General features: G+C 56.9%; 17 protein-coding genes. 1 reads left to right on the top strand and 16 read right to left on the bottom strand.

All coding sequences use genetic code 11. The annotated features are described in order from the left end of the window. Positions 1-7: 7 nt before the first annotated feature. The 10 genes from EKA13_RS17460 to EKA13_RS17505 all read right to left on the bottom strand — a co-directional run bounded on the left by EKA13_RS17460 (position 8) and on the right by EKA13_RS17505 (position 9,208). Positions 8-457 carry a tellurite resistance TerB family protein gene (locus EKA13_RS17460; RefSeq protein WP_010792504.1) on the bottom strand — a complete coding sequence of 150 codons (450 nt, stop codon included), beginning with the start codon at positions 455-457 and terminating at the stop codon, positions 8-10. Positions 458-504: 47 nt separating this feature from the next. Beyond that, positions 505-1,695: a TerD family protein gene (locus EKA13_RS17465; protein ID WP_010792505.1), complete on the bottom strand. Its 1,191-nt coding sequence runs from the start codon at positions 1,693-1,695 to the stop codon at positions 505-507. Beyond that, on the bottom strand, positions 1,692-2,285 hold the full coding sequence (locus tag EKA13_RS17470; protein ID WP_010792506.1) for a TerD family protein: 594 nt from the start codon (positions 2,283-2,285) through the stop codon (positions 1,692-1,694). The genes EKA13_RS17465 and EKA13_RS17470 overlap by 4 nt, the downstream gene beginning before the upstream one ends. 2 nt (positions 2,286-2,287) lie before the next feature. Then, positions 2,288-3,016, bottom strand: coding sequence for an HAD family hydrolase (locus tag EKA13_RS17475; RefSeq protein WP_010792507.1), 729 nt, complete (start codon positions 3,014-3,016; stop codon positions 2,288-2,290). Continuing rightward, the gene (locus tag EKA13_RS17480) at positions 3,016-3,963 is read right to left on the bottom strand and encodes an HpcH/HpaI aldolase/citrate lyase family protein (protein ID WP_010792508.1); all 948 of its coding nucleotides are present in this window, start codon (positions 3,961-3,963) and stop codon (positions 3,016-3,018) included. The genes EKA13_RS17475 and EKA13_RS17480 overlap by 1 nt, the downstream gene beginning before the upstream one ends. Then, on the bottom strand, positions 3,963-5,057 hold the full coding sequence (locus EKA13_RS17485; RefSeq protein WP_010792509.1) for a cysteine protease StiP family protein: 1,095 nt from the start codon (positions 5,055-5,057) through the stop codon (positions 3,963-3,965). The genes EKA13_RS17480 and EKA13_RS17485 overlap by 1 nt, the downstream gene beginning before the upstream one ends. Beyond that, complete coding sequence (locus EKA13_RS17490; RefSeq protein WP_065760597.1) at positions 5,050-5,808, bottom strand: HAD family hydrolase; 759 nt, start codon at positions 5,806-5,808, stop codon at positions 5,050-5,052. The genes EKA13_RS17485 and EKA13_RS17490 overlap by 8 nt, the downstream gene beginning before the upstream one ends. After that, positions 5,798-6,925 carry a phosphoribosyltransferase domain-containing protein gene (locus EKA13_RS17495; protein ID WP_065760598.1) on the bottom strand — a complete coding sequence of 376 codons (1,128 nt, stop codon included), beginning with the start codon at positions 6,923-6,925 and terminating at the stop codon, positions 5,798-5,800. Before EKA13_RS17495 ends, EKA13_RS17490 begins: the two co-directional genes overlap by 11 nt. A 69-nt stretch (positions 6,926-6,994) precedes the next feature. Then, positions 6,995-8,134 (bottom strand): trypsin-like peptidase domain-containing protein, encoded by a 1,140-nt coding sequence (locus EKA13_RS17500; RefSeq protein ID WP_010792512.1) that lies wholly within the window; start codon positions 8,132-8,134, stop codon positions 6,995-6,997. 75 nt (positions 8,135-8,209) lie between these two features. Beyond that, positions 8,210-9,208, bottom strand: a complete 999-nt coding sequence (locus EKA13_RS17505; RefSeq protein WP_021018409.1) for an ATP-grasp domain-containing protein — start codon at positions 9,206-9,208, stop codon at positions 8,210-8,212. A 447-nt stretch (positions 9,209-9,655) separates the two neighbouring features. On the opposite strand from EKA13_RS17505, the gene EKA13_RS27875 reads away from it, so the two are divergent. Further along, positions 9,656-9,826, top strand: a complete 171-nt coding sequence (locus EKA13_RS27875) for a hypothetical protein (protein WP_172405618.1) — start codon at positions 9,656-9,658, stop codon at positions 9,824-9,826. On the opposite strand, the gene EKA13_RS17515 is transcribed toward EKA13_RS27875, so the two are convergent. The 6 genes from EKA13_RS17515 to EKA13_RS17545 all read right to left on the bottom strand — a co-directional run bounded on the left by EKA13_RS17515 (position 9,823) and on the right by EKA13_RS17545 (position 16,297). Then, positions 9,823-10,395 carry a hypothetical protein gene (locus tag EKA13_RS17515; RefSeq protein ID WP_065760599.1) on the bottom strand — a complete coding sequence of 191 codons (573 nt, stop codon included), beginning with the start codon at positions 10,393-10,395 and terminating at the stop codon, positions 9,823-9,825. The two genes, EKA13_RS27875 and EKA13_RS17515, sit on opposite strands and share 4 nt — an antisense overlap. A 103-nt stretch (positions 10,396-10,498) precedes the next feature. After that, the gene (locus EKA13_RS17520) at positions 10,499-10,813 is read right to left on the bottom strand and encodes a hypothetical protein (protein ID WP_021018410.1); all 315 of its coding nucleotides are present in this window, start codon (positions 10,811-10,813) and stop codon (positions 10,499-10,501) included. Between the two features lie 73 nt (positions 10,814-10,886). After that, on the bottom strand, positions 10,887-11,282 hold the full coding sequence (locus tag EKA13_RS27880; RefSeq protein WP_021018411.1) for a hypothetical protein: 396 nt from the start codon (positions 11,280-11,282) through the stop codon (positions 10,887-10,889). A 330-nt stretch (positions 11,283-11,612) separates the two neighbouring features. Beyond that, complete coding sequence (locus tag EKA13_RS17535) at positions 11,613-14,459, bottom strand: TrlF family AAA-like ATPase (protein WP_065760600.1); 2,847 nt, start codon at positions 14,457-14,459, stop codon at positions 11,613-11,615. 190 nt (positions 14,460-14,649) lie between these two features. Then, a complete protein-coding gene (locus EKA13_RS17540; RefSeq protein ID WP_065760601.1) occupies positions 14,650-15,627 on the bottom strand; it encodes a hypothetical protein in 978 nt (325 codons plus the stop codon). A 1-nt stretch (position 15,628) separates the two neighbouring features. Next, positions 15,629-16,297: a TauD/TfdA family dioxygenase gene (locus EKA13_RS17545; protein ID WP_083199838.1), complete on the bottom strand. Its 669-nt coding sequence runs from the start codon at positions 16,295-16,297 to the stop codon at positions 15,629-15,631. Positions 16,298-16,437: the final 140 nt, after the last annotated feature.

Here is a 16,437-nt window from a genome sequence, read left to right on the forward strand (position 1 = left end):
CAGTTCCTTACAGTTCGAAGTCTGCCGGGTTAAGGCCCAGCTCCAGGCAGATCAGGCGGCAGGCCGCTTTCTCTTTGTCGTCGAAGTCACCGTCGGAAGCGCCGATGGCGCAGGCCACACGCACCAGCAGGCGAGCTTCGCCGTCCTTGCCTTTGACCTTGCTGATCGCCTTCAGGGCTTCGGCTTGGCCAATCTGGAAGTCGAACTCGAACTTGCCGCAGGCATCGCTGAAGACCTTGATCACGTCGTTCAGGTTGAAGACCTTCAGTTCCGGGGAGTTGTTGATGAAGCCGGTCATCTTCATCTTCTCTTCGGATTTGATCTCACCATCCGCCGCGGAGATCAGCGCGCACGCATTGGCTACTGCCTCCATGAAGGTCCGATTTTTGAACTTGGCGACTTCGGTAGTCAGTGTTTCGCGAGCTTTCGTCGCGTTAGTTTTCAGCCATTCGAGCATGTGTTCCCCCTCAATGAGCGGGGCACTAGGGCCCCGCCGGATAAGTTTTACTTGGAGCCCGCTTTCCAGCGCATCCCCCAGCCGTAGGCTCGATCCATCTCTTCGTGCCCGGGATGGAAATCGACTCGGCGAGAGACCTTAACGGCCCCATTCACGTTTTCAAGAAGAGCAATCGCACACATGCCGTGGCGACCTCCCTCCTCGTTCATGCGTACCTCGATCTCCGGTTGCCCGGGAACGAAAATGGTCACCACCCCGTCGGTTGCTTTCCAATTGGGAGCGCCGTCGTAGATGAAGGCGAACACCAGAATCCGTTTAACCTCGCTCCAGTGTTGCCCGTTGATGTGAAGCCATTCACCACCAGCGACAGAGCCAGTACGGTCATCCCCCATCAGTTGGATGTACGGCTCTTCGCGCAGATCACCGAACCGCTGACCGAGCGCCTGTACAGCACCTTTGTAGCCGTCCTGCATTTCGAACAGGCAACCCAGGTCCAGGTCGATGGCATTGCGTTTTCCCAGAAGGCCGCCAAGCAGGCCAGTGCCGCCCTGGTTCCAGTTCAGGTTGACCTTAATCTCACCGAAGCCAGCAGACGTTTTTTCCAGGCTGATGCTCGAGCGAGACTTGTCGAGGGTCACCTTGCTGAGGCTGATCGTCGATTTCGGCGCGGCTGGCGGTACCGGCGCGGGAGCGGGTGCCGGCTGCGCCGTGTTCTGGGCCGGATTCCCCGACGGCGCTGCAATATCGACACCGAAATGCTTAGCCAGCGGCTCCAGGCCACCCGCGAAGCCCTGTGCGACACAGCGGAACTTCCACGCTCCCTGGCGCAGGTAGAACTCGCCAAGAATGAGCGCCGTTTCGTTCATCCCGCGTGTTGGGATCTGAGCTTCAATCCCTCCCGTAAGGGCCAACGCCAGCGTCGAAACGCGATCGAAGGTTGCCTTGTTCTCGTATATGGTCGCGGTGAGCGCAACTTTCTCCACGGCAGGATCAACACGACTGAGATCGACTGCGAATTCAGCACGACCGGCCGAACTGGCCGTCAGCTGGACTGCGCCGCTCAGAATGCTGGTTTGGCCGTAGAAGCACATGTCACCATCGCCGCGGACTTTCCCAGTGTTGGTCAGGGCGAACGCAGAGATATCAAGGTCTGCGCCTGGGATCGGCGTATAGCTGATGTCCACGCGCAGTTGGCCGGTGGCAACCGGCGCATTACCGCCAGGTACCAGTGTTGTCATGCGCGTACCGCCTGAATGGCCAGGTTGACGAGGTCATCCGCGGTGCGGCCGTTGGTGGATTGGCCGATCGCCTTGAAGTCCCAGTCGTTACCCTTGCGGCTGAGGCTGGCCATCACCACACCGGTGTGCTGGCCTTTCTCCGCGAGATTGAAGCGCGCCAGCTCTTGGTTCTTGGACGAGTTCACGATGCGGCAGTATGCATTTTCTACCTGGTCGAATTTCTGCCCCGTGAACGAGTTGACAGTAAATACCAGGTGGTGGACGGTGGCCGGCAGGCGCTGCAGGTCGACGTTGATGGTTTCATCGTCGCCCTCACCTTCCCCGGTGCGGTTGTCCCCGGAGTGCTTGATGGAGCCGTCCTTCGAACTGAGCTGACGGAACCAAACCAGGTCCACCGGCTTCATGTTCCCGTCCAGCAGAATGCAGGAGGCGTCGAGGTCGATCGAGTCGCTGCCGCCCCCGAGGAGCTTGGAGAGGAAACCACCGGACTTCACCGGGTCCCAACCCAGTCCCAGGCTGACCGAGGTCAGTCCGCTGCCGGCAGTTTTCTCCAGCGAGATGCTCTGATTTTTGCTCAGGGTGAGTGCCATGTTTACGCTCCTTGTTGATCTTCAGAGTTCGAGTGGGAGGCACGCGGAGGAACACTCCCCGGGCTCCCTGCTTTGCTAAACCGCGGGCGGGAACGCCGCCATACGGGGTGAAAATGACGCCAATGCGCATCTTGCGCAGCAGCCAGTAATTCATGATCGCCGCGAGTATCGCCCCAGGCCCTCAACCGGTATTGGGTAAGCGGACCATAGATGGCTTCCAGTCGGAGTACCTTGTTCTCGCAGCGACAATTGTTTCCGCTGATCTTGCCGGTCAGCCGGCCATCGACCACTTCCAATTCTGTCCCGATGAGCTTGATACCGAGCCGGTCGGCGAATGGACGCAAAACCAGGGCCGGAGAGGCTGAGCAAAGTGTCACCTCTGCTCCGGAGGCCATTTCGGCCGCGACGGATCGTAACCCTGATGGGCGCATGAGCTTAGGCCAAACCGACTGGCAGAAATCTTCTGCTTTCTGGCCCACCCATTTGGCTTCCACGCCGGCGAGAAATGTGCTCACCAGCTGGGCCTTAAGCTCATCCCGCGACATGCCCCTGCCGAGATACCTCAGGCTGGGCAGCACCAGCCTGAGGATACGAAGGGTGAACTCACGAGTGCCGAAGGCAAACCGAAGGAACGGCACGAAACTGTCGTGCCGGGTGAGGGTTCCATCGAAGTCAAACACCGAGAGCACCTTCGCTCCTTTCGGCCCTGCCTCCAGCATTTCGATGCTCATCAGTTAGCCTCGGCCAGGCGGACACTGAGTTCGCCATTACCCATTTCGGCGGGCTTCACTCCGTGCCACTTGGCGCGCTCGAGGATGTTTACTGCCCACTTGTAATGAGTAGCCGGCTCGCACATTGCGTCGTTGTGCTTGAAGACGGCGGGGGCCACATCGTTGACGATCAGCTTGGCGCAGTTGAGGTCCTCCAGGCTCACGCGGAGCGTGTCCTGAATGATGCTGATCTGGCTTGGATGAATTGCCGTCTTGCCTACCAGGCCATGCGCGATATCGAGCTTCAACTCCTCCCGAAGAAGATGGGGGGTGGCTAGCTGTTCGAATACAGGGGCCGTCAGGGCAAAGCCCTGTGCTCCCATTACGCCGGCGAGCATGGGAATCACGTAGCTCATCGGTGTGTTGTAGAGCGTGGTGGCAGGGTTCCGGCGCAGGCCGAGGCAGCCCATTAGGTCGTTCCCGCCAATCCGGAGGGCGATGATGCGTTGGTTCAGGTTGGCTTTCAGAGCCTGACCGAGCTCCACCATGGCACCCGGATCGTAAACATCGCTCGTTTCCAGAGTTGGCATGAGATAGAGATTAGGGTTGCTGACCGCGGCCTCCCAGAAAGCAAGAGACTTCAGCGTTAGCTTGGGAACGACGAACCCGTTGACGTGCTTCATCAGCGGCCATTCGTTCAGCACTGCTGCCATCTCTGCATCGCGAGGACGGACGAATAGCAACGGCCCCTGTTCCGGGCGGCCGCCACGGGCGTCGATGCCCATGAGGAGCGCCTGCAGATTTGCGAGCGCACTTTCGACGTCGATCGCCGCCACTGCGTCTTCCAGGCATACCACCAGTGAGCGAAGCTCAGGAATCTTCATCCCGAACACCACATCCAGGATGTCATCGCGAGTTGCCGGCATGTACAGAGTCGCCCCGAGAGCGAATGGAGAAATCGCCTTCATCAGTTCGTACTCCGGATGATGGTTACCGCACGGTACGGCCCCAGTGCCTCGCCGGCCTCCTCCACCGTTACCCCAGCGCGCTCAGTGAGATGCAGCAGGAGTTGCACGTCGCCGTCGTTACGATCCCGGACCAGCACGTGATCGGGCACTCGGCGCAGGACTGCTCGGGTTGCCTCGGCAATACCCGGTTTGACGCGGTTCAGGTTGCTGATGCCGAAGCGGGTAGCGAGGGAGGTGACCACGTTTTCAGCTGCGGCCTGGAGCTTCAGGCGCTGCTCGTGCGTCCAGGGCGATGCAGTTTGAACACTGTTCAGCGCTTGGCGCTCAGCCTCGATCTTGTCGATGAACTCACGTGTAACGTCGTGTTCATGCAGGTGGTCGTAAACCACGCAACCATGAAGCCCACCTTGAGTCGGCCAGATGGATCGAGATACCAAGCCTGAAACGGTTGCGCCCAGGATTCCGGACGGGATTACCCAGTCCTCTGCGGAGGCAGCGAGCCATGCGCGGCCGCAGGGGTCGGCAAGTACAACGAGACGTGGTTCTTCCGGGAAACGCTTGTCGGCTCCCAGCGTCCGCTTGAGCTCGCCAGAAATTGCTCCCTTGCCGGTCCAGCCATCCACGAAGACGATGTTCTCCGCACCGTGCAACTGGATGATCGCTTGGAGGGCCACCGTATCGATCCCGCGATCACGGATAATGCTTACGCCATAATGGTGGGCGTCACGGCCCATCTCGACCAGTGCCCGACGGAGCAGGACGCCAAGTGGAAGACCGGCGCGCACGAAGGAAACCAGGGCGATGCTGGAGCCGGTGTAGGCGGCATTCAACGCCAAAGCCAGAGATTGAACATCTTCAGCCATGCGCGCCCCGTTCTGCACAAGCGCACGGGCGTACAGGGACTTGTGCACGTCGGTAGGCGCGTGTTCTTGGCTGATCATCTCCGAATAGTGCTTCTGATTGCTTTGAATCAGGCGCTCCTTCTCCTCGACATCGGTGACATTCATTTCCACCGACTGCAGAAGGAAATGGACGTCTTCCGGCGCGTAGCTACCGCTGCCGACGGTGTTCAGGGTTGCGAGGAGATTACTCATTGATCATCTCCTCCACGGCCTTTGCCAATTGGCTGCGAGCGGGTGTAGCCCACATGTGGCAAAGGTCCATGAATCCCAGGTCAGTGATGCTGTCGCCGAAGCCGAGGACCGGGCGTTCGCCGTTGATTTTGGCGTCACGGCGCAGCCATTCTTGAACGGCCAGGCGCTTAGCCAGCCCCTTGGGCAGGAAAGCGAGGTTGTTGCCGTTGGCATGGATGTGCATGCCTTCCAGCATGCCTCGAGCCTGAACCTCGTTCAGGACCTTGGAGAGGACAGCGTCATCGGATTCATTGTGTTTGGTCACCACGTAGTGGCGCAGGCCCTCTTCTTCCACAACCCAACCGCGGAGCGAATAACCCATGTCCTTCCCGATCTGCAGGGTTGCTTCGCTCAACGCCGGCAGTCGATCCTGGAAGGTCCAAAGGGACTCGGCCATCTGTCCATGCCAGTCCTGATCCAGTGTGCCATCAGGCCGGAGCATCACCCCCCCATGCGAGCAAATAGCCCCCTCGGTGAAGGGGAGCTTGACGCGGCTGTAAGCCTCTACGCTGCGCGCGGTGACAGGCACTACATCGGCCGAAGCCAGCAGCCAGTTGACGAAGGAGTGCTGGACCGGGTTCATGTACCCATTGGGTTGGCCGTGTACATCCAGCGTCGCGGTAGTGCGCGGCGCACCTTCGACCATCTTGCGAGCGGTCTGGAACAAGGTGTCGTCGAGGTCGACAAATACCAGGGGACGATTACTGCTCATCGAAAATCACCTCTGCATTCAGGGCCGCAACCAGCTCTGCAGGGACTGCCTGCGCGGGGGTTTCGGTGCAGATCAGGACTCGGTCAAACTGCCCCGGCTTCACGTTGTAGAGGAAGTTCGGGATGCCAAGACCGTAGTTGTCAGAGAACGACAGGGCATGCTCAATGGAGTGGCCCAAGGCGATTGGAGAGCGACTGGTGGAACTGAAGTGAACATCAGCGCCTGCACGTTCCAGACGCTCGGCCAGCAGGAAGGGACGCCAGACGAACTCACTGGTGCCCAACACGATGATCTTTTCGCCGGGTTGGACCTGGATCTCGGGAGCAAGCGTGTCTTCCACATGACGGACGCCCAGGCGGCCCCAGTCTTTATCTGCCGAAAGTGGCCACTCTCCGATGGATACGGCCCCTACGTCTGGCATTTCGGGCAGCGGCGCTGCCTGGTCTTCATGGAACTGATAGGAGCCCTGCATCAGCGACACCGCTGTCGCCTGCTCGCCGATGGCATGGCGTACAGCGCCAGCAGACCAGTCCGTGAGGACACACGTGACGACACGCTCGATCTTGCTCAGGCCTGCATCTACCAGGGCGCGATGCAAGTTGACGAAGGTCTTCCCGGTGGAAGCCTCATCGTCCACCAGTACCAGCGATCGAGCCTGTAGCATCATTTCCCGGACCTCTGGGTCGACGGGCATGTGGATCAGGTGGGCGCTGGCGTGGCTGTGTTCTTCCTCGAAACGAGCGAAGAGCTCGGTGCCGAGGGGGTGGCGAGTGCTGATGAGGTATACGCTGTCAGGGCGAGTTGCGCTGAAGGCGCGGTGCACGCCGGCACCGAGGCCTACGGCAGTTTCGGCCATGCCAATGACCAGCACTGGTCCAGGGAGATCAGGCGGGATTTCAGCAGCCAGGCTCTCGAAGCTGGCAGCCATGACCGATGGGCGCACTGGTATATGGCGGCCCAGCACTTTGGAAACGAATAGGAATGCCCGCTTGGGATTCCGGCGCTCTGCAAAACCGAACAGGTTAGCGGGAGGGAGGACGGCGTCGTCGACTTTGACCTCAAGAAGCCCCCGCTTGAGTTGGGCGCGTAGGGACGTTGGTACTACGTTGTTTTCCATGATTGCTTCCTTGATTGGCGCGAGGGGTGACCCTAACGCCTTGTCCCTTGCTTTCAACCCGAATAGGGCTTACGGATTCCGCGCCTCGATTTTCCAAAGCGATTGTTGGGCTTCACGGGCCATCTGGGATGTCGTGAAGGTCATTCCTGTCGGGGCACGATTGGGCTCTACACCACAGGCGTCGAGAAACGCCAGGGCAAGTCCAGCCTTGACTGCGAAGTTCATGTTCTGCGCATCAGGAACAGTGGAGGTCACCATCCCCACAACCGATCCAGAACCATCGAACAGAGGGCTTCCGCTTGATCCCGGCTGAATCGGAGCAGTGAACTGGAGCAGGCTGGCGTCATTGTGTAGGCCAAAGAGTGCAGATACGCCCCCCTGAGTAACGTGTATTCCTCCACCGGCCAGCCCAGCGAGTGGGTACCCGAGGGCAACTACTGTTTCCCCCAGGTCACAGCCAATCCCATCGCGGAAAGCCACTGGTTTGAAGGCAGGTGCGCCTTGCACCCGGAGGAGCGCCAGATCATTCCGCTGGTCAACAACTACGGCCTCGGCACGATGCCGACCCTCGAACGAAGCAATGTGGATCTCTTGCATGCCCTCGATCACATGCGCACACGTGAGAATATGAGTGGATGTCACAGCAAAGCCGGTACCGGTCGCGCCGGCTGCCGATCGGTTCTGATCTGAGGAACCGAAGCGGCGATGAGGATGGGCATCGTCGATATTCAGCCCGATCCGACGTCCAAGCGCTGAGAGACCGTATGCCGACCCTTCAGCGAGAGCGCGGAATTTCCACTGTTGATTGCGGCAGTAGAACTCGCCGACGATGATGGCTGATTCGCCATTGTCGGACAGGTCCAAGCTGACTTCGATCTGAGAGTCGACTTGCAGCCGAAGGGACCGGAGTTCGCTGACTGGTCCCATTGCCGAGAAGGTGTAAACCACCAGGAGCAGACGGTCGGCGCCGGTCGGCAGTTGGGCGAGATTCAAGCTGCAGCTGACTTTCTCCTGCGCGCCACTCCACTGCATCCAGGGCTGGGTGACCTGGAACAGTGCTGCCTCCCCTTGGGGGTGACGTTTATCGTCTAGTGGAAGCAGAGCAACAGCTGCGTATTCCCCGAATGCCGAGGAATTTCCGCACTCCAGCGTCCAGGAGCATTGCGCAGCTCCCAAAGCGGTGTTTGCGCCAGGCGCCAGCACCATCATCCCTGCTTCGCTCCTTGAGTCCCGTACCTTATAAAAAGCGGCAAAATAGTATCAAACTTGAGGCTTGATTACATATCAGGTCGCCACTGGCACCGCAACGGTAATGGCTTTCACCCTGATATTTGGTATCCACTGACTCACCGGCTCGGGCAGTCCGAGCCTTCTGGTGGCGAAGATACCAGGCAGGTTGATTCCCGTATGCCGGGTGTAACCGATGCCGCCCGAGTACCGCGGATTGATCTCGAGGAGATGCGGGACACCATCTGCATCATCCCGCGTCTGGACGTTGACCAGTCCATCGCACTGAAAGTGAGCAGCGGCTTTCAGTGCGAGTTCAACCGCTGGCGAATCGTTCTCGAATGTCTGGTGAAGGCCCTGCTTCCGGCGTCCAACGTATGCCACCGGACGGCCGGACTCGCAAACCATGTCGATCGAGCACTCGCTCCCCGCCATGTACGGCATCACCAGCATGGCGGGACGCTCCCCGCCGGCGCGATAGGCTTGCAGGTAAGTTTCGAACTGGACTTCCCGAGAGTCGGGGTTGGCGAAGCAACGGAACGGGTCCGCTTCAGACTTGAATCGCCAGAATCCTTGGCCGTAAATGCCCACAGCCGGCTTCACACAAACGTCTCCGTGAGCGCGAAGGGTTTCGTAGGCGTCGATGAGTTCCTCGGCGTTGGTTGCCGTAATCGCGGGGACACAGGCAAGTCCAGCGCGCTCTGCTTCAGCAGTGAACTTGCTTTTGTCGTCCACCAGCTCGAACGTGCTCATGGTCGAACCACCGGTAACCAGCACCAGCCCTGCAGCCTCGAATCGGCGACGCTGGGCCTCGAAAACACTCCCCACTCGGCCGGCCAGGATAACTTTGATCTTATGGGTCAAGGCTGTCTCGATTACCCAGTCGATTCGTTCTTGGTTGTCCTTCGGCTCAATGAAGCTCACGTCGGCGTGACCGGTGATTTCAGGCCTTTCTTGGCGATGGGAGGCAAAAATCTTTACCTCCGGTGGTAGGGCCTCACGCGCTCCTAGAAGAATGTCGCGCTGGCTGGATTGTCCCTCAAGAAACCAGATCAAGATGTGTGTCCTCATGGAGGCCGCGCCCGTGCAGAACGAGCGGTCAGCTGTGTTTATGGTGGAAGGGACGATAACGGGGGCTCGGCGCGTATCAACCGGGCGGGGGCATTCTACTGGAGGGTATCGGCAAGAGCTGGCCAAAAGACAAGTCACTTTGCCACTAGATATGGCAAACGCTGGCTACACTCTGGGCAAGTCCACCGTAAAGGTCGCTCTGAAATGGATGCAGAACGGATGACTCAGGTCGTGGCGGTCCTCGAGAAACAGGAATCTCGGTACCGGTGTTCAGCTATACGATGGAAGATCGGATACAGACTGCTGCTGATCCTTTCAGCAGTCCTATCCGCATCCGCTGCCATCGTTGCAAAGCTGTCATTCGTCCCTGAGGGGCTAGGATCTGACTTATCAGCCATTCTTGCGGGTGGAGCAGCCATAATGACTACGGTCATGGCTGCCCTGGATTTTGAGACCAATTTCCGCTTGAACAGGCGCTCTCGGCATCAGATGCAGATATTGGTAATCGAAGCGATGAAGGAAGGGGCTGATCCTGAAGCCCTCCTCTCTTCCGCCCAGAAAGTCATTGATGAACGTACCAAGGAGTTGGACAAGCTGGACTAGCTACTCACCTGGCCCACGGAAAAGGCCCAGCGGCGCTTAAAGTCCTCCAGCTTCCGCAGGTTTTCCTCTTCACTCCACTGCGTCGACCAGACGATCTCCTTACCCAATTCTTCGCGCTCCGGCTGAGGGTAGATCGTGTGCCCGTCACTCTGCCGCTCATAGCGCCAGCCATCTGGAATGTAGCTGTAGTGATCCCGATAGTCCGCAGGTTTCGTCCTGTTGTGCTCCTTGTTCTCATTCGACTCGTGCACAGGTATCAGGAAAACGGTAGTGACCAGCTGGATATCCAGGGTGCTTTGCAGATCAACGCTGAAGTGATCTGCAAGGTTCAGAGCGCCAAGCTCTTGCGGATTGAGAGAGGTGAGGTACCCGTAGTAGTCGTTGTGACACGGCCCCTTAGTGAGGATCTTGCCTCCGTGAACGTACAGGAGCTGCGTCTCAGACTCCTGGAGCCAGATAACCTCCCGCTGAAATTCAACTTTCTGACGCTCGCCGCCAATGTTGACGTGGTCAACAAAGGTCTCGGTTGTTCTCTTGGCAATTGGGGAACAAGTGCGGATCGGGCTCATAGACACCTCTTCGAAAGGTTTTGCGCCAGCTTACCGGGAGGTCTGGATTGTTCTAGTCGAAGAGGGCGTGAGAGTTTCGGGTGATGGCCTGATTTTGCTCTAGCTATTTGAGCCGGTCGAAGAAATTTCCACCTCTGCGGGTATAACCGCCGAGGTTGGTGAAACGATGCGCTGCAGATCCGGCCTGCCGTCGGCAAACCTGCGGATTTCCGTCATAGCCGACGGTTAAAACTTCGTCGCCAGCGGCACTGGACAGGACTACCGTGGCAGCAAGAGGCTCACGCTCAATTTCGTTTCCTTCAATATGCTGGGCCAACGCGCGGAACCAATCCGCCAATTTCTTTCGCTCTGCCTGGTTCTGCTGCACCTTGTTGTTGTGCAGCCTGGGCATGGAAGGGAAAGGAATGATGTCGGTCATGGTGTCTCCTTCTCGGCCACCAGGTGTGCAGGCGCGCGGCCGTATTAATTCGCGGTTCCGGTTCTCTATTTGACTAGCAGGTGGCCTGGGCTGGGTAGTGCTCCTCGCAGTCCACACCGAAAAGCTCGAAGGCGTGCTCAAGCTCCCCATCGACAAGGGCTGGAATTGTCGAGTCACCGCGGAAGATGGCCGCTGCTAAACGATGGTTCCCGTCGGTCACCATCCAATTCGGCCCCCAATAACCCAGAGAAGGACAGCCGACATCGATCAGGATCGGGTCTTTGGCGGGGTTCTCCACGAGAAAAGCGATGCGCCCTGCATGATCATCAGAGTCTGGAGTGCCTACAAGTCGGCGCTCGATCAAGGCTTGTCGAACGTCCTTTTGACGAACAGTTACACCCCATGGAGCATCGGATTTGAACGGATTGCAGTGACGTTTCACTGCGACAACGGGAAGATTCGAAGGCATTACTTGGCCCATATGAGGGTTGAGAGGCAGGCCTCGTTTACCGCTTCCGGCGAGGCCCGCTGGGTCATAGGCCAAGATTCTAACGACTGGTGCCTCAACTGAAAGTCAGATCAGTCCATCCTTTTTCCATTGGGCGAGCAGGCCTCTGGACACCTCACCGTTTCTGGAGCCCTACTAACTGTTAGTTGATTTTTTTATTATAAAAATCAGTTAGTTAAACAAACTAATTGATTTGAAATTTTTTGGTGTCTGGGGGCGGTATGGAAGCGTTACCTTTTCCGACTGCAGTTCCATTGAAATTCACGGGCAAATCTGGGCGCTGTAGCAGCGTCAACGCTCGCTTCCCAAGCGCTGATAGCGCCTCTCAAATGCCTCTGCGCCCCCTTCCATCACCTGGCATACCTCTTGGCGCATTACCTGGTCTTGTAGAGAGCCGGTCTGCTTCACATGGCATTGGTGGTTGAAGTCCAGTACATGGATCAACTCGGCATCGCCGTTTACAACGATGTTCGGGTTATGGGTCACGATGATCAGTTGGCGACGCAGCTTGTTAGATCGAATCTGCTGAACAACCAGTCCATAGATAAGGTGGTTGTCCAGATCGTCCTCCGGTTGATCAAGCACCAGGGGCTCGGTGCCATGTGCTAGCAGAAAGGCCAGCATGGCTGCCGCACGTTGCCCAGCAGAGGCCTGCCCGATGGACTGAAAGTCTCGACCGTCACCCTTGCGACTGTACTCTACCTGTAGGCCGTCTTCTGGGAACCAACACAGGATGTGGTCAAGAAACTCTGGGCGCTTGTCTGTCTCGGCTTTCAAAAATTTATTTAACCATCCACCGAATTCGGCTTTGCCACGGCATGCCTGAGACAGACGCTTCTTCTGAGCCATCAATGACTGCTCAAAGTTAGGTGTGTCCCATTCTCCTGGCTTTTCGACAAGATCGGCTGCGGCCATCAGGTCTGCTATCAACCCCTTCGGACTGGAGCCGTCCTGCTCTTGGTACAGGTCGTCAGCATACTTACCGTCTGCTGCACCAAGCACCTCCCGTAGTGATCGCTCAATGCTCCGTACATCTCGGCTGTATGGGATCAATTCGATACGTACAAAGGGGTTGTCGCGCAGCGTGTCTTGCAGGAACGTATTGCGCTGAGCACTGATGGTGCGGCGCGCAGACTGCACTCGTTCCAGCTGCTGCATCGCTTTTTCGCGCAGGTCAACATGTTGCTTCTGTAAAGCCTCCAAGCGCTTCAGTTCGGTTTCCAGCCTCTGCTTTTCCTGCACTAGACGTCCGTACTCGCTAGGGTCACTGACACCCTGCTGTTGCAGATCTGCCTTGAGCTGTTCGTAGGCAGTCTTAGCTGAGCCGATTCGAGCGAACCAAGCCGATGCCTCCAGTTCTCCTCTGAGGGCTTGCCCTCGCGCTTGCAGTGCTGAAGCAGTGTTCTCGACCTCTTGCCTTGCTTTGTCGATAGTCGCTTTCAGTGCTTGAACGAGCGCTAGTGCCGTGCTGTCATCATGGGCATCAAATACCCCCTCTTGCAGGTCTTCCGACTGCAAATTAGCAGCGAAACTCTGCAATTTGGCAGCCAGTTCGGTGGATGCTTCAAGCTGACGCTCAAGCTCACGGCTTTGTTGAGTGGTGCGCTGGTAGTTTTTCAGTATCACCGTATGGTCTGCACCCTCGAAACGAGCGAGCTTGCGCTGTATATCCTGCAGGGATAGCGTTAGCGACTCGCGGCCTTGAAGCTTACCCTCCAGCTCGCGCATCTGAGCCCGGGATGCCAGAAAAGCACTTTTGGCCTCTTCGAACGCCGCTTCTTGCGTCCGAGTGTCAGCGGCATCGTCGATTACCTTCAACAAGGCCTGCTGACTGTCGCTAGCCAAGGCTGCAATCTGCCCCTGACTGAAAAGCCTTACTGGGAAGCGTTGCTCATTGATTCCCTGGCTTTCTGAAGGCTTGAAGTCCGAGGTGGAGGTATCCCATTCTTCCACCACATTTCCTTGGCCGTCCTGTCGCCAAGTCAGGCGATAGGTCGAACCATCACGATGTACCCGAACATCTACGGCTGTGTCTGTGCGTAGGCCGCCATCATCACTTCTGGTCTTGGCGATCGTGCTGAACTTGTGGAAGGTCTGTCCGGCCTCCGATGTTCGCGACAATTCGTTTTCCCGCCGATAGGCCAGGCGCAAGGCATGCACGATGGTCGATTTTCCGGTGCCGCGACCACCGATCAGTGCGTTGAAATAGGGGTTCAATGGTAGGCTGGCGGCTGCTTTACCGCGCCCCATATAGCGTGCGTTGTGGATTTCAACCGACTCAATGAAATGTTCGGGCGTATTGAAAGGTGCAAAGCCATTGCTTTGGTCACTACGGCGAACTGAAACTTCCTGCCCATCCAACAGCGCCAAACGCAGCCCCTCCAGACTGGGCTTTGCCATCTTGATCCAGGTATAACGTGAGCCAGGAATGGCCGAGCCCTGGAAACTGTGGCAATCGCTACCCACCACACTGGCAAAGCGCAGCTTTATCTCCTCCAGCACTACAGGAGTAGGACTGCTGCATGCGGTCCATTCCAAGGCCAGGATGCCCGGCTCTTGTAGAACCTGTTTGACGGTGGTTGCATCAAGTAGGCATTTGCGCGTGTTCAGCTCGACTTGCAGCAGGCCTTTGTCTCCCTCCACATGCGCCGGAATGGCGATACCGCCCTCAGCAATAACACGCGCGACTACCTTGGCTGCACCTTCGCGGGTGACGCCATCACTGTCGCCTCGCGTACCGGAGTAGTCCACTTTGGCCAGCAAATCACTAATGGTTTGGCTGGAGGCAGATGGGTCGAATAGGGCCAGCAAATGGAAGCCACCCTGAACGGATATCTCCACACCAGGAAACAGATATAGTTCGCGAAACCCTTCCGGCGGGTTGCCCGTATTGGCTAAGCGCTTCATTTCGGCGTAAGCGACCTTGAGTCGGTCCACCCATTCACCGCTGTTGTGGTCAGTGACTGCTACGCAGTCGATTTCGGCGGCCATGTACTTGAGCAGCCATTTCTGTGGTGTTAGTTCATCAGGCGTGCCGATAGCTGCTTGCCAAGCACTCGTATCCTTCGATGCAGGGGTGTGCGTGTGAAAATCGAACTTCCACCAGCGTGCGCCGGGGTAAGGCCAAGCTTGGCTCATCCTTTTCTCCATTTTTTGATCATTTTCTGTCCGGCTTGATACCCACTGCATTCACGTCCATATATCGGTCTTTGAATGGATTCAGCATTCGTAGTTCACGATATATTCGCGGTGAGATGGTTGACGTCTCAATGATATTTGCTCAGGGCAAGGAGCTAACTGAGGTAGTCCACCTCCTTTCTGACTTGAGCTAATCGTTGCCATAGTCAGGTTCGTACTCAATTTCTCGTTCGTCTTGGTCGGTGTACTCCTCCTCAAACTCTGCTGCCTCCATTTCCTCAGCGCCATCAAGGCGCAGATCACAGGATGGACAGTAGAACTCCACGGGAGTGAAGATCCTTTCTACTGTTTCGTAGCCGCTTTCGAAGTCTTGATCGATTACCTCTTCATGCACACGGTCTCCGCCCATGAACCCTTTGCACTCACATGCTGGGCATGGGGCTTCCCAGTAGTTATCCAAAAGGTACCGGAAGGTTTTGTAGTATGAATACCACTGGAGCGTCTGCGAGTGCTGTCGAAGCGCCTCAAGTTCTTTTTTACCGAGCTTCTTACCATCAGGGCTTAAAAAAATGGTACGAGCATTGACTATGCGTTGTTTCGCAGCTTCTACCTTGATTGTGCGGAAATCCTGAGCCAGAGTGGCAGGGATCGCTGAGTCGCTCCCCACCCAATCTTCTAGCTCCAAGGTCATCGAGGCCAGGATGAGCTGGGCTGTAGACCAGAACTGCCCCTCCCAATCCTTATCGGCCATACCAGTAAAAGCCGCTTGACCCGAATGGAGTTCGGCATTTCTGCGGGATGAAATTATCTTGCATGCCTCCGCATGCGGTGTGCCGAACTTATCTACCGTGTGTTTTAAGCGAGCGAATACCACATGAGCACTGATTGTCTTGACCTTGGTATCAGTCTCGATACCGCACGCTTCGAGAAGGCTGTTGGTATTTTCCGTTTCAACTACCAAGCAAGGGTGGATGCCAGATAACTGAGCCTTGCCAAGAAGCTCTAGTGCCAACGCAGCCCAGATTTGATAGACCTCGGAATCCTTTGACGCTTTAGCTTGCAAGGCTCGTGAGGCATACAGCCGGGATTTTCCAAGCAGCGCCTCTGCTGAAATAGCCGGGGGGATTTCTTTGTGTGGTTTTTTCGTGCTGCCTTTTGCATTGTGCATCTCAGAAACTCTCCATGACTGTTACCCTTAGGAGCTTTCGCTTGGCGCTTCCAGTCGCCGCTGTACGTCGATGCAGGTAGCGCCAGTTATCAAGTAACAAAAACTTCCCAGCCCCCCACTCGATCTTGTGTTCGTGCACTGGTTTTTCTTGATCTATAGCGCTCACCATTTCCCGGGCTCTGTCATTTGTAGGTGTCATACAGCCAGGGTCATAACGGTAATAGCAATCAGATGGAGGCCGGGCAGAAGCGTAGAAACTATTGCCGCCATTGATAATCCTGAAGACAGCCGATCGAGCTGCTACTGAATTCAATGGATCAAAGAGACGACCTTCAGAGATGAGAGTGTCAGCAGCCTGCTGATCCGCTTCAAAGCACGCCATAACAAGATACCGCGGAGGTGTACTCCAGTGAGCTCCGTCGGTGTGCCAAGGAAATTCGCTCAGTCCATAGCGGGCACTGAGGGATTGAGGGTTGGCTGCTTGCTGTTCGGTCGGTACTAGATGGTCAATCAGTGGGCCACGCCGGCGAGATGCGCGAGGATCTCCTAAGCTATAGGCGATTTCTAGGGCAGTTCTTTCCATCGACTCAAGCCCGGAGTGGTGCATGTGAAAGCTGGCCCAACCGTTCGACCTCAACTGCAACTTGGCATCTTCGATCTGCTCAATCACGTCATGTCCTTTTTCGGTGTTACTTAGCTAAACAATGGTCCGGGAATTTTACTCGTCGAATGTTATAGTGGATCCACCTTTTGAGACAGTGACTACGGGGTAGTTTAAGCTGTCGTCCTCGAAAGGATGACAGCAAATGG

Source organism: Pseudomonas defluvii, from assembly GCF_001695625.1.
Taxonomy (GTDB): Bacteria; Pseudomonadota; Gammaproteobacteria; order Pseudomonadales; family Pseudomonadaceae; genus Aquipseudomonas; species Aquipseudomonas defluvii.